Source organism: Xanthomonas cucurbitae (genome assembly GCF_002939885.1).
Taxonomy (GTDB): Bacteria; Pseudomonadota; Gammaproteobacteria; order Xanthomonadales; family Xanthomonadaceae; genus Xanthomonas; species Xanthomonas cucurbitae.
The window spans coordinates 31,627-44,686 of sequence record NZ_MDED01000009.1; the positions used below are offsets into that span (position 1 = coordinate 31,627).

The following is a 13,060-nucleotide window of genomic DNA, read 5'->3' on the forward strand; positions in this document are numbered from 1 at the left end:
GGTGGGCCTGCATCGGGCCCTGCTGCATCTGCGTGACCGGCGCGAAACAAGGGGGGCTTTCCGCTTGCTGGCGTCGCTGCAGTGACGCTCCTTCCCCCAAGCCCCCTCGCGGTGGCAGAGGGAGCTGGTCACGCAGCGGCGGCATCACCTACCAGATCCTGACCCGCTGCTCGGGTGCCAGATACAGCGGCTGCTCCGGTTTCACGTCGAACGCCGGATACCACGCGTCTACATTGCGCACCGTCTGTGCGCGGAAGCGCCCAGGCGCATGGACGTCGGTGAGCACGGCGTTGCGCAGCGCCGCGTCGCGGTACTTGCCGCGCCAGGCCTGCGCGAAGCCAAGGAAAAAACGCTGATCCGGGCTGAAGCCGTCGATGGTCCGCGGCTGCTTGCCCTGCAGCGATAGCTGATAGGCATCGTACGCGGTGGCCAGGCCGGCGACATCGGCGATGTTTTCGCCCAGGGTCAGCTTGCCGTTCACCGATAGATCGTCGAACGGTTTATAGGCGCCAAACTGCGCGGCCAGTGCGTTGCCGGCGGTTTCGAACTTGCTTAGATCCTGCGGTGTCCACCAGTTGTGGAGTTCGCCATGCTCGTCGAACAGGGCACCCATGTTGTCGAAGCTGTGGCTGATCTCGTGGCCGATCACCGCGCCGATGGCGCCGTAGTTCACGGCATCGTCGGCGGCCGGGTCGAAGAACGGCGGTTGCAGGATCGCGGCGGGAAAGATCAGGCGATTTTCCAGCGGCACGTTCAGTGCGTTGACTTCCTGCGGCAGCATGTACCACTCGCGGTGATCGACGGCCTTGCCGAGCTTGGCAAGATGGCGGCGGTACTCGAACAGGCCGGCGCGTTCCACGTTGCCCAGCGCATCGTCGCGCCGCGCATCCAGCGCACTGTAGTCGCGCCAGCTGTCCGGGTAGCCCACCGCCACCGTCAATCCGGCGATCTTGGCCTTGGCGTGCTGCTTGGTCTGCGGCGTCATCCACTCCAGCGCATCGATGCGCTTGCCGAAGGCGGCGATCAGGTTCTTGACCATCTCTTCGGCGCGCGCCTTGGTCTGCGCGCTGACGTACTTTTGCACATAGCGCTTGCCCACCGCTTCGCCCAGTGCAGCGTTGGTGGCGTCGATCCCGCGCTTCCAGCGCTGGCGCTGCTGCGGCGTACCTTCCAGGGTGCTGCCGTAGAACGCGAAGTGCGCATCGGCAAACGCCTTGGATAGATACGGCGATGCACGATCAAGCGCACGAAAACGCAGATAGTCCTTCCAGGTCTGCAGCGGTTCGGAGTGCACCAGCGCCGACAGCCCGCTGATCGCCTGTGGCTGCCAGACGATGAAATCCTGCTGCGCCCTCAGGCCGGCGGCATCGAAGAACACGCTCCAATCCAGGCCCGGCGCATTGTGGGCAAAATCAGCTTGTTTCCAGGCGTTTGCGCCGGCCTGGACGTGATTGGTCTGCTCGGGGCTGGCATGCACGCGCGCCATCGCCGTTTCAAGCGCCAGGATACGCTCTGCTCTGGCCGGTGCGTCGTCGATGCCGGCCAGCTCCAGCAGTGTGACGATATGCGCGCGGTAGGCCTCGCGCAGCTGCGCCATGCGCCCGCCGTCCAGGTAGAAGCTGCGCTCGGGCATGCCCAGGCCGCCTTGCACCAGATACGGCGCGTAGCGGCCGGGGTGGTGCAGGTCCTGCGAGACCCACAGGCCGAACAGGCGGTCGGTATGGAAATTGGTCGCGTTGAGCAGGTCCACGTCGGCGCGCAACTGCCCGCCCAAGGTGCGCGCCAGCGCCTGTTTGTCGTCCAGTTGCGCAATCGCATCCAGTTCCGGTTGGACCGGATGCACGCCCTTGGCCTCGATGCTGGCCTCGTCCATGTAGGCGGCGTAGTAATCACCGATCTGCTTGTCTTCACCGGTGACGCGGTCGTTGGCGGCGGCGCCTTCAATGATGTCGCGGCTGTGGCGTTCGGTGTCGATGGCGATGCTGACGAAGCTGTTGAAACTGGAGCGGTCGTCGGGAATCTGCGTGCGCTTGACCCAGCCGCCATTGGCATAGCCAAAGAAGTCCTCGCCAGCAGCCACGCTGCGGTCCATGCCTGCGGTATCGAAACCGAACTGGCCAAGCTTGGGTGCGGTGGACGGCGGGGTGGCATGCCTATCGCCGGCAGGCGCGGCGCCTTCGCGTTGGCACGCTGCAGTGGTCAGTACCGCGGCAGCCATGGCAGCGATCAGGACAGGGCGATGCAAGGAGGCCATGCGGTGAAGCTCGAAACCGGAACAAGAGCGGCAGTGTAGGTGGCTTGCGGTGCTACGTCCCGATTCGAGGGCAGGCACCGATGCGTGACCGCCCGCCATGGACACGCCCGGTTCAGCGCCGCCGCTGATACCAGAAGCCCAGCGCATCGCGCGTTTGCAGCATGCCTCGCCCGCGCCAGAGAAAGCGCAGCAGCAACCCGAGGTGTTCCCGCTTGGAAAAACTGCGCAACTTGCGGTCGGAGGTATGCACGGTCTGGCGTAAGATCACGAAGCGTCCGCAGCGCGCCAGCGCGCGACTCAGGGCCACGTCTTCGCCGGCGTAGTAGCGCACATCGAAGCCGCCTGCACTGACGAAGGCCACGCGGGTGCAGAACAGAAAGCACCCCGGCGCGATGCCGGCAATGCGGAACAGCCAGCCGAAGATGGCCTGCGCAGTGCGTTCGAGCCAGACGCGCTTGCCATGCAGGTGGACCTGCGCGCCGCCGCCCACTGCGCCGGCATCCAGCGCCTGCAGTGCTGCACCGACCACCTGCGCGTTGACCTGGGTGTCGGCATCCAGAAACAGCAGGCGCTCGCCTTGTGCGGCCTGCGCGCCGGCGTTGCGGGTGGCGGCGATATGCCGCAGCTGCACTTCCAGCACCTGAGCAGCGTTGGCGCGGGCGATGGCGGCCGTGTCGTCCTCGCAGGCGTCGGCCACCACGATCACTTCGTAGTCCAACTGCATTGCCTGCGCGCAGGCATGCAGGCCGTGTAGCGTTTCGCCGATCAGCGCGGCTTCGTCGTGGGCGGGGATCACGAAGGACAGCATGGGTGCGGCCGGTGGAAAGGAGAAGGCAAGTGTGCGGACGGCGGCGATGCGTTAGCGTGAGTAAGTGGCCAGCGTGCTGATCCACTGCGCGGTGCAGGCGAGATCCAGATAGACAGCGCAACGGCCGCCATCAGCAGACCGGTTGCAAGGCCTGGTGTGTCCGTGCCTGGAAAACACTGCCTGGCCCCGAATGCCTGGCCGCCTCGTCGTGGCGGCCAGGCGGCGATCGTCAGCGATGCACCGTGCCCATGGCCGCTTCCGGGTAGCGGGTGCCGGAAGCGGCCTGTGGCGGAAAGATCGCATCGATGCGCGCCAGTTCGTCGGGCATCAACGCCACGTCGAGCGCGGCGAGGTTCTCTTCCAGATAGGCCAGGCGCTTGGTGCCAGGGATCGGTATCAGGTCCTGACCCTGTGCCAGCACCCAGGCCAGGGCCAGTTGCCCGGGCGTGATGCCCTTGTCGGCGGCGATCGTCTTGACCTGCTCCACCAGCTGCAGATTACGGGTGAAGTTCTCGCCCTGGAAACGCGGCGAATGGCGGCGGTAATCGTCGGCATCGAAGTCGTCGGGTGAAGAGAACGCACCGGTGAGAAAACCGCGCCCCAGCGGCGAGTACGGCACGAAGCCGATGCCCAGTTCGCGCACGGTGGCGAACACACCGTTGTGTTCCGGCTCGCGTGACCACAGCGAATATTCGGTCTGCACGGCGGTGATGGGATGCACCGCATGCGCACGGCGAATGGTGGTGTCCGCCGCCTCGGACAAGCCGAGGAAGCGCACCTTGCCCTGTTCGACCAGGCGCGACATCGCCCCCACGGTGTCTTCGATCGGCACGTTAGGGTCGACGCGATGCTGGTAATACAGGTCGATGTGCTCTACGCCCAGGCGACGCAGGCTGGCTTCGCAGGCCGATTGCACGTAGGCCGGTCTACCATCGATGCCGCGCGCTTGCGGGTTGTCCGGATCGAGCTTGATGCCGAACTTGGTGGCCAGGAAGACCTCGTGCCGGCGCGTGGCGATCGCCTTGCCGACCAGTACCTCGTTCGTGTGTGGGCCGTACATGTCGGCGGTATCGAGCAGGCTGACACCCTGGTCGAGCGCGCGATGGATGACCGCGATCGACGCCGCTTCATCGCTGCGATCGCCATAGAACGCGCTCATGCCCATGCAACCCAGGCCAAGTGCGGAAACGGTGGGGCCGGAACGGCCAAGGGTACGAGTTTGCATGCGGAAGGCTCCGTGCGGCAGGGCAGGCGGGCAGGGTGGTGTGGGGTGCGTTAGCGTGCTGTGGTTCGATCGCGACGGCATAAACGCGTCGCGAGGTGACGGTGAAGGAGTGCATCGCGTGTTGTCTGCAGACAGGCTCGCCGCCGTAAACGCATCGACCACCCGCGTGGGCCAGGGCGCCGGCCCACGCGGGCAACGCGAACGTGAGCAGCCACCGCGCGCGCCTGCGTCAGACACGCCTGCGCGCGCAGGTGTGTTGGCTCAGCCGCTGAGCTTGTTGGCGAATTCGGCAACGCGCTTGCCGAACAACCGGGCAGTTTCCAGATCGCCCGCACGCGGCGCCTCCTCTGGCGAGGCATCCGATGGCGAAATGGCCAGTGCGCCGCCCCAGCCGCCGGTCCAGTTCACGTCCTGCGGCCCGTGCGCCTTGGTGTTGGACGGCGGCAGGCCGGTGCCGACCCAGACCTGCCCGTGTTGCTGGGACAGGGTCCACAGGTACTGGATGGTGGCGTACTTGTCGCCGTTGGCCGAGGCGGAGTTGGTAAAGCCGGCGGCAACCTTGTCCTTCCATGCCTGCGCAAACCACGGTTTGGAACTGTCGTCGGCAAACTTCTTGAACTGCCATGCCGCACCGCCCATGTAGGTAGGGCTGCCGTAGATGATGGCATCGGCGGCACCGATGGCTTCCCAGGCGCCGTCGGGCAGGTTGCCATCCTGGTCGATCCGGTAGAGCGTGGCCTCGCCCACGCTGGCGGCGCCTGCATGCACGGCTTCGGCCTGCTTGGCGGTATGGCCATAACCGCTGAAATACACGATGGCGATCTTGCTCATGGACACTCCTGCAGATGGGGGGAACCGGATTGTGGGCACACCCGCCGCGACAGGAGAATGACCGCAGGCGGGACGACCCGTTGTCCGGGCCGTTCAGCCGGGCGCCGGGTCGGCCAGGTGCTCGACCAGGTAATCGATGAAGCTGCGGACCTTCGGTGCCAGGTGGTTGCGACTGGCGTACACGGCGAAGATGCCGATATCGCCGAGCTCGTACTCGGGAAGGATGCGCACCAGGCGGCCGCTGGCCAGGTGCGCGTCGGCCAGGAAATCCGGTTGCATCACGATGCCCTGGCCGGCCAGCGCCGCGGCGTTGAGCACATGGCCATTGTTGGCGCGCAGCCCACCGTGCACGCGCACCTCGATATCGCCGTCCGGCCCGTGAAAGCGCACGACGTCGCCGGTGGGCGAGTAGTGATAAAGCAGGCATTCGTGGCCGGCCAGGTCTGCGGGGTGCTTTGGGGTGCCGGCGCGTTCCAGATAGGCCGGCGCCGCGCAGGCCAGCAGCCTGACCTTGCCCAGTTGCCGCGCGATCAGCATCGGCGCCGGCTGGCGGGTGATGCGGATGGCGACATCGAAGCCTTCTTCGACCATGTCGACCAGACGATCGGACAGCGACAGGTCCAGTTCCACCTGCGGGTGACGGGTGCGAAAGCCGGGCAGCAACGCGCCCAGGCGCTCGATCCCGTAGCTCACCGGCGCATTGACCCGCAGCACCCCGGACGGCTCCAGCGCCTGCGCACCGATGGTGGCTTCCAGGTCGTCCAGGTCGGCCAGCAACTGCAGGCAGCGCTGGTAGTAGGCGGTGCCGGCGCTGGTCAGGCTGACCCGGCGCGTGGTGCGGTTGAGCAGGCGCGTGCCCAGGCGTTGTTCCAGCGCGGCGATCTGCCGGGTGACACTGGCGGTGGAGCGGTCCAGCGCGGCAGCGGCGGCACTGAAGCCGCTGCGCTCGGCCACGGCGGTAAACACGCGCATCGCATCCAGGGTGTCCATGACTTTCCATATTTTTGCTTTGGATGCAATAAATTATCCGAAAATTGCGTATTTATCAGAAAATTCGTCGCTAATACGCTGTGGCTGTCCTCAACGAAGTGTCTGTCATGTCCATCAAACCTGTCCTCCCAGGCACTGCCGCCTACGGCGCGGCGCTGTTGCGCATCAGCCTGGGTGTGCTGTTCCTGGTCCACGGCCTGACCAAGCTGCTGGTGTTCACGCCAGCCGGCACCGTGGCCTATTTCCACTCGCTGGGCCTGCCCGCGGCAGTGGCCTACGTCAGCATGGTGCTGGAACTGGGCCTGGGGGTGTCGTTGCTGTTGGGAATCCGGGCGCGCTGGGCGGCGCTGCTGGGTGTGCCGCTGCTGCTGGGCACCATCGTCAGCGTGCATGGCGCCAACGGGTTCGGTTTCTCCAACCCGGGCGGCGGCTGGGAATACCCGGCGCTGTGGTCGGTGTTGCTGATCGTGCAGTCCTTGCTGGGCGATGGCGCGTTTGCGCTGAAGCCGGCGCGCTGAACCCTGCTGGTCTTATCGAGGAGACACTCATGCTTCGCATGCCATCGCTGTACATCTCGCATGGATCGCCGATGACGGCCCTGCAGCCAGGGCAGCTGGGGCTAAGGCTGGAGGAACTGCGTCAGCTGTTGCCGCAGCCGCGCGCCATCGTCGTGGCCAGTGCGCACTGGCTGGGGCGTCGCCCGCTGGTCAGCGGCGCGGCCCGGCCAGACACCCTGCATGACTTTGGCGGCTTCCCTGCACCGCTGTATGCGCTGAGCTATCCGGCGCCCGGCGAGCCTGCACTGGCGCAGCAGATGGTGCGGCGGCTGGAGCAGGCCGGGCTGCATCCGCAGTTGGACCCGCAGCGCGGCTTCGATCATGGCGTGTGGGTGCCGTTGCGGCTGCTGTATCCGGCGGCGGAGATTCCAGTGGTGTCGGTGTCGATCCAGCCAGAACTCGGCCCGGCCCATCAGTTCGCGTTGGGGCGTGCACTGGCACCGTTGCGCGAGGAAGGGGTATTGGTGATCGGCTCCGGCAGCATCACCCACAACCTGCACGACTTCCATCACGGCTATCACGCCGAGCGCGAAGCGCCGTACGTGCGGCCCTTCATCGAATGGACCGAGCGCAAGCTGCTGGACGACGACGTCCCGGCCTTGCTCGACTACCGTCGCCAGGCACCGTTTGCTGCGCGCGCGCATCCCAGCGACGAACACCTGCTGCCGCTGTATGTGGCGATGGGTGCCGCCGGGAGCGAACAGCTAGGCGCGCAGCGCATCGATGCCGGTATCGACCACGGTTTTCTGGCCATGGACCTCTACCGCTTCGACGGCAACACCGCACTTGCTGCGTGAGCGGGCGCAGCCGGTGTGGCCGTGACAGCGGCTGCACCGGCACGCGCTGAAGCATTCACGATTGGCTGCGTCGCAGTCTCATAGGCTGAGACGCCATGGCCACATGCTGATCGCGTGAAAATCCTCGACAAGCTCGCCGTCCTCGCCGACGCTGCCAAATATGACGCGTCCTGCGCGTCCAGTGGCGCCAACACGCGCAATTCGCTGGGTACCGGCGGTATCGGCAGTACCGAGGGCATGGGTATCTGCCACTCGTACACGCCCGATGGCCGCTGCGTGTCGCTGTTGAAGATCCTGCTGACCAACTTCTGCGTGTTCGATTGCGCCTATTGCGTCAACCGCGTGTCCAGCAACGTGCGCCGCGCGCGCTTCACGCCGGAAGAAGTGGTCACGCTGACGCTGGATTTCTACAAGCGCAATTACATCGAAGGCCTGTTCCTGTCCAGCGGCATCATCCGCAACTCCGACTACACCATGGAGCAGCTGGTGGAAGTGGCGCGGCAGTTGCGCGAAGAGCATCACTTCGCCGGCTATATCCATCTCAAGACCATTCCCGATGCCGCGCCGGACCTGCTGGCTGCGGCCGGCCGCTATGCGGACCGCCTGAGCATCAACGTTGAACTGCCCACCGAGCAGGGCCTGACGCAACTGGCGCCGGAAAAAAGCGTGGGCGGCATCCGTTCGGCCATGGGTGAGCTGCGCTGGCGCATCGAGGAAAACCAGCTCGAGCGCAAGGCCGAAACCGTGCGTCGCGCCAAGCCGCCGCGGTTTGCGCCGGCCGGGCAAAGCACGCAGATGATTGTTGGCGCCGACGATGCCAACGACCGCAGCATCCTGGACACCAGCCACAATCTCTACGGCAACTACCGCATGCGTCGGGTGTATTACTCGGCCTTCAGCCCGATTCCGGATGCATCCTCCAAGCTGCCGCTGCAGGCGCCGCCCCTGCAGCGCGAGCATCGGCTGTACCAGGCCGACTGGTTGCTGCGGTTCTATGAATTCAGCGTGGAAGAGATCGCGCCGGCGCAGTCCAGCGGCATGCTGGATCTGGACGTGGACCCGAAGCTGGCCTGGGCGTTGCGCAATCCCGAGCGCTTTCCGGTGGATCTGAACCAGGCACCGCGCGAGATGCTGCTGCGGGTGCCGGGCCTGGGGACGCGCAATGTGGAGCGGCTGCTGTTGTCGCGCCGGCATGCACGCCTGCGCGTGGGCGATCTGGCGCGGTTGCGGGTGCCGATGAAGAAGCTGCTGCCGTTCGTGAGTGTGCTGGATCATCATCCGCGGCAGCGCCTGGATGATCCGGTGCGGCTACGGGCGCAGTTGGCGCCGGCGCCTCGGCAGGCGGGGTTGTTTGATTGAGGTGTGGGCGGGATGCGTGTGCGATGTGCGGGTGATGGTTGCTGCGGTTGAAGGGGGTGGGTGCGGAGCGGAGCGCAACAAGTGTAGGGCGCAGCAAGTGCAAGGCACAGCAAGTGCAAGGCACAGCAAGTGCAAGGCACAGCAAGTGCAAGGCACAGCAAGTGCAAGGCACAGCAAGTGCAAGTGCAAGGCTTTCGCGCCTGCGGCGCGAGTGACTTTTGTCTTGGCAAAAGTCACCAAAACCGTTGTCGCCGACGCGATCCGGTGCGATACAGCCGCACCGGTCCCCTGCGCTCCTCGCCATGCGCGGCACGGCGCCCAAACTCGCTTCGCTCAAACAAGGGCGCCTCTTCGGCCACGCATGACTGCGGTGCTCGGCTCGCTTTAAGGCGACAGGGTGAAGCAAGATCAAGATCAAGATCGAGATCGAGATCAAGAGCAACAGCAACGGCAACAGCAACGGCAACAGCAACAGCAACGGCAACGGCAACAGCAACGGCAACGGCAACAGCAACGGCAACAGCAACAGCAACGGCAACAGCAACGGCAACAGCAACGGCACCAGCAACGGCACCAGCAACGGCACCAGCAACGGCACCAGCAACAGGACTTGATGGCGTTTGTCTTTATGGAGTGTGGTGTGAGCGATGTTCAGCGCTGAGGTGGAACCTGCGTGGAGTTTCGAGGCGTGGCGTGCGTTGGCGCGGGCGGGGTGGTGTGCGCAGGTGGAGCCGGACCATGTGGCGTGGAATGGCGGGGCGCAGGGTGGGTTGCTGATGGGGCAGGGGATGTTGGAATTGCCGGTGCTGGCCGCACCGCCACGGGTGTCGGCGGAGTTCATGCAGCTGGCCGCATCGGTGCTGTGCCATCGCGATCCGCAGCGGCACGCGGTGTTGTACCGGTTGTTGTGGCGGATTGCCTCGGGCGAGAAGGCGCTGCTGGAGCGCGCCACCGATGTGGACGTGCATCGCTTGCGGCAATGGCAGAAGGCGGTGCAGCGTGATACGCACAAGATGAAGGCGTTCGTGCGCTTTCGCCGGCTGCCTGGCGAAGACGAAGACTTCGTGGCCTGGTTCGAGCCGGAACATCACATCGTGGACCGCGTTGCCCCGTTCTTTGCGCGGCGCTTTGCTGGCATGCGCTGGGCGATCCTGACCCCGTATCGCAGCGTACGCTGGGATGGTCAGGCCCTGGCGTTCGGCGAGGGGGCGGTGCGCACGCAGGTGCCGGCCGACGATGCGCAGGAAACCCTGTGGCGCACCTACTATGCGCACATCTTCAATCCGGCGCGGCTCAATCCCACCATGATGCGGCAGGAAATGCCGCAGAAATACTGGAAGAACCTGCCCGAAGCAGCCTTGTTGCCGGAGCTGATCCGCGAGGCCGGCGTGCGCGTGCGCGAAATGGCCGAGCGTGCGCCCGAGCCGGTACGGCGGCGGGTGCCGGTGGCTCCCATCCCCGCTGCCGCCGAGCCGGCGCAGAGCATCGCGCAGTTGCGCACGGCCGCGCGCGATTGCCGGCGCTGCGCGTTGTGGCAGCCGGCCACCCAGACCGTGTTCGGCGAAGGGCCGGAGAATGCAGCGGTGATGGTGATCGGCGAGCAGCCCGGCGATGAAGAGGATCTGAGCGGGCGTCCCTTCGTCGGGCCTGCCGGGCGCCTGTTCAACATGGCCTTGGGCGAGTTGGGCGTGGATCGCGGAACGTTCTACCTCACCAATGCGGTCAAGCACTTCCGCTTCGAGCAACGCGGCAAGCGCCGCCTGCATCGCAACCCCGAGCGCACGCATGTGCAGGCGTGCAGCGGCTGGTTGCAGGCCGAGCGCGCGCAATTGCGTCCCGCGCAGATCGTCTGCCTGGGCGCCACCGCAGCACAGGCGGTACTGGGCAGCACGTTCCGGCTGATGCAGCAGCGCGGGCAGTGGCTACGCCTGGACGACGGCACACCGGTGCTGACCACGGTGCATCCATCCTGGGTGCTGCGGCAGGAATCGGAGTCGGCGCGGGAGGAGGGATATCGGCGCTTCGTGGAGGATCTGCGCCAACTGCTTGCGGCACCCGACGCAGTGCCACCGCATGGCGCCAACGGCGCGTAGGACACCAGCAGGAAGGTCCTGCCGAAAAAACCAGAAAAGCGCGTGCAGGCGCATGCGCGTGGTGTCGCAGTTCCATTGACACCAAAGGAGCCAGCGGCCTGTCACGCGTTGCGGTACGCGGCGTCGCGGTGATGCTGACGACACCGGCGGCTGGCTCTTGCGCAAGGCAAGGTCGGCCAACGCGCAGCGCAGTTGTCGCCGAGGTGCAGGGGCGTCCAGGCATGCGGTAAGGCATCCCAATGACGCATCGCGCGGGCCGGGGCGCCCCTGCATGACACGTTACCCGTCTGCTGGACTGCCCGCCCGCCCGGTCGCGCTGACCGGGCGAGCGCAGCGCTTACGGCATCAGGACCTTGTCGATCACGTGGATCACGCCATTGCTCTGCACGACGTCGGCAATGGTGACGTTGGCGGTGTTGCCCTTGGCATCGGTCAGGGTGACCTTCTTGCCGTTGAGTTTGGCGGTGAGCGATTCGCCCTGCACGGTGGTGAGCTTGGCACTGCCGCCGCCGGCCTTGATCTTTGCGATCAGCGACGCTGCATCCACCTTGCCCGGTACGACGTGGTAGGTCAGCACCTTGGTCAGGGTGGGCTTGGATTCGGGCTTCAACAGGGTGTCCACGGTGCCGGCCGGCAATGCGGCGAAGGCCGCGTTGGTGGGTGCAAACACGGTGAACGGGCCCGGGCCTTTCAGGGTTTCGACCAGGCCTGCGGCCTTGACTGCGGCGACCAGGGTGGTGTGATCCTTGGAGTTGGCCGCGTTATCGACAATGTCCTTGGTGACCAGCATCGGCGCACCACCCACCATCGGGTTGGAGGCGGCATAGACCGGCGCCGTTGCGGTGGTGAGGGCAATGGCGGTGGCAATGGCAAGCGACTTCAACGAGGTCTTCATGAGGCAGCGATCCTTTGGGTAGGCGGGCGCCTGGGTGGCGACCGTAGATCCTGATACGCCGGCAGATGCCGTCCGGATGCATCACGTGGTTTTTACATAATGAAGTGATCGCTTGGGCTCGCTACGACGTACGCCTATTGCACCTGATGAGACGGCGAGACAGGTGCGGTGCAGCGCGTGCCGATGCGCGCGGTCGCCGTGCAGCTGACACAGCTGAAGGACTCCAAAAGTCGTACCAATCTTCGCTTCCATCAAGCTGCAGTCAGCAAGCCGAACGTAATGTCGTACACCACACATGGATCGCCATCTCGTAGGGTGCAAACTCGCATGGATGGCTCGCGTGTGTGGCCAATCGGCAACATCCAACGGCGCAGTGCCACTGCGCGACGAATCACATCGAACAAGGGCTGCACGCAATGACGTCGATTACACCGCGCGCTATCGCGCCAGTTCTCACCGCCTGCCTGGCTACCGGGTGCTTGATGCTGTCCGGTGTCACGCAGGCTGCGGCTGTAGCGCCGGGGCCAACAGCTGCTGTGCAGGCGCCTGCCGCTGTGAACTATCGGCCCCACCAGCAATGGCGTGTTCCGGGCGAGTGGGAGTTCAGCGTCGATTCGGTGCGCGTTGCCAAGGTCAGGATTCGCGATGACGGTGGCGGCGCCTGGATTCCCACACAGGTGGTGGTGTTGACATACAGCTACAAGAATCTGGGCTTCGACGACAGCGCCAACTTCAAGGATGGTGGGCCGTCGACGCTGGCGTTCTCAAAAGCCCACCTCGGCATGGTCGATGCGCACGATTCGCAGAACGTTGGTTCAGGCAGCTATCCGGTGGATATCGCGCTGGTGCAGGATGTCGATGGCCGCAAGGTCGGCCAGGAAATGACCAAGGCGCAGTGGCCGTTCGCCTTTGCCAAGCAGGTCAAGACGGTCAAGGTCACAGTGAGCCATTACGATTCCAAGCGGGTCCTGCATGAGGCCACCTTCGTGGTCCCGGTGCAGGCCGCGCTGCCTGCGAAGAAGACCGGACACAGGCCCGCTCGGCACAGCTGATCGCGCAGCCGGGCGCAGCAGTCCGGCCAGGCGATCCATCCAGTCAGCACACCGCCGCATGACCCTGCCGGGCTGCGGCAGTCGTGGGTGGTTGAAAGCACAGCATGCGATGCCAACGTCGGCATGCCGATGACGCCTGCGCTTCCAAATGCACAAGCAACGCCAGGTGCGGCGCGTGCGGCACCGGTGGTTTCATCAC

At 65.5% G+C, this 13,060-nt stretch carries 12 protein-coding genes; 6 read left to right on the top strand and 6 right to left on the bottom strand.

The features are described 5' to 3' along the window. Positions 1-148 precede the first annotated feature (148 nt). The 5 genes from XcuCFBP2542_RS06725 to XcuCFBP2542_RS06745 all read right to left on the bottom strand — a co-directional run bounded on the left by XcuCFBP2542_RS06725 (position 149) and on the right by XcuCFBP2542_RS06745 (position 6,108). Positions 149-2,218 carry a M13 family metallopeptidase gene (locus XcuCFBP2542_RS06725; protein WP_104602909.1) on the bottom strand — a complete coding sequence of 690 codons (2,070 nt, stop codon included), beginning with the start codon at positions 2,216-2,218 and terminating at the stop codon, positions 149-151. A 148-nt stretch (positions 2,219-2,366) separates the two neighbouring features. Then, positions 2,367-3,062: a glycosyltransferase gene (locus tag XcuCFBP2542_RS06730; RefSeq protein WP_104602833.1), complete on the bottom strand. Its 696-nt coding sequence runs from the start codon at positions 3,060-3,062 to the stop codon at positions 2,367-2,369. A gap of 229 nt (positions 3,063-3,291) precedes the next feature. Further along, positions 3,292-4,287, bottom strand: a complete 996-nt coding sequence (locus tag XcuCFBP2542_RS06735; RefSeq protein ID WP_104602834.1) for an aldo/keto reductase — start codon at positions 4,285-4,287, stop codon at positions 3,292-3,294. 261 nt (positions 4,288-4,548) lie between these two features. Beyond that, positions 4,549-5,118, bottom strand: coding sequence for a flavodoxin family protein (locus tag XcuCFBP2542_RS06740; protein WP_104602835.1), 570 nt, complete (start codon positions 5,116-5,118; stop codon positions 4,549-4,551). A gap of 93 nt (positions 5,119-5,211) precedes the next feature. Beyond that, positions 5,212-6,108 (bottom strand): LysR family transcriptional regulator, encoded by an 897-nt coding sequence (locus XcuCFBP2542_RS06745; protein WP_104602836.1) that lies wholly within the window; start codon positions 6,106-6,108, stop codon positions 5,212-5,214. A 107-nt stretch (positions 6,109-6,215) separates the two neighbouring features. On the opposite strand from XcuCFBP2542_RS06745, the gene XcuCFBP2542_RS06750 reads away from it, so the two are divergent. From XcuCFBP2542_RS06750 to XcuCFBP2542_RS06775, 5 genes are all read left to right on the top strand, one after another. After that, the gene (locus tag XcuCFBP2542_RS06750) at positions 6,216-6,626 is read left to right on the top strand and encodes a DoxX family protein (RefSeq protein WP_104602837.1); all 411 of its coding nucleotides are present in this window, start codon (positions 6,216-6,218) and stop codon (positions 6,624-6,626) included. Positions 6,627-6,655: 29 nt separating this feature from the next. Next, the gene (locus XcuCFBP2542_RS06755) at positions 6,656-7,462 is read left to right on the top strand and encodes a DODA-type extradiol aromatic ring-opening family dioxygenase (RefSeq protein ID WP_104602838.1); all 807 of its coding nucleotides are present in this window, start codon (positions 6,656-6,658) and stop codon (positions 7,460-7,462) included. A gap of 114 nt (positions 7,463-7,576) precedes the next feature. Next, the gene (locus XcuCFBP2542_RS06760; RefSeq protein ID WP_104602839.1) at positions 7,577-8,821 is read left to right on the top strand and encodes a putative DNA modification/repair radical SAM protein; all 1,245 of its coding nucleotides are present in this window, start codon (positions 7,577-7,579) and stop codon (positions 8,819-8,821) included. A 397-nt stretch (positions 8,822-9,218) separates the two neighbouring features. Continuing rightward, positions 9,219-9,482: a hypothetical protein gene (locus XcuCFBP2542_RS19800; RefSeq protein WP_211292982.1), complete on the top strand. Its 264-nt coding sequence runs from the start codon at positions 9,219-9,221 to the stop codon at positions 9,480-9,482. Beyond that, positions 9,469-10,914 (top strand): UdgX family uracil-DNA binding protein, encoded by a 1,446-nt coding sequence (locus tag XcuCFBP2542_RS06775; protein WP_104602840.1) that lies wholly within the window; start codon positions 9,469-9,471, stop codon positions 10,912-10,914. The genes XcuCFBP2542_RS19800 and XcuCFBP2542_RS06775 overlap by 14 nt, the downstream gene beginning before the upstream one ends. 337 nt (positions 10,915-11,251) lie before the next feature. Here XcuCFBP2542_RS06775 and XcuCFBP2542_RS06780 read toward each other — a convergent pair whose 3' ends face one another. After that, entirely contained in the window at positions 11,252-11,809 is a 558-nt protein-coding gene (locus tag XcuCFBP2542_RS06780; RefSeq protein ID WP_167526961.1) for a fasciclin domain-containing protein, read from the bottom strand. 482 nt (positions 11,810-12,291) lie between these two features. On the opposite strand from XcuCFBP2542_RS06780, the gene XcuCFBP2542_RS06785 reads away from it, so the two are divergent. Further along, positions 12,292-12,861, top strand: a complete 570-nt coding sequence (locus tag XcuCFBP2542_RS06785; RefSeq protein WP_249027620.1) for a hypothetical protein — start codon at positions 12,292-12,294, stop codon at positions 12,859-12,861. The last annotated feature ends 199 nt before the right edge of the window (positions 12,862-13,060 follow it).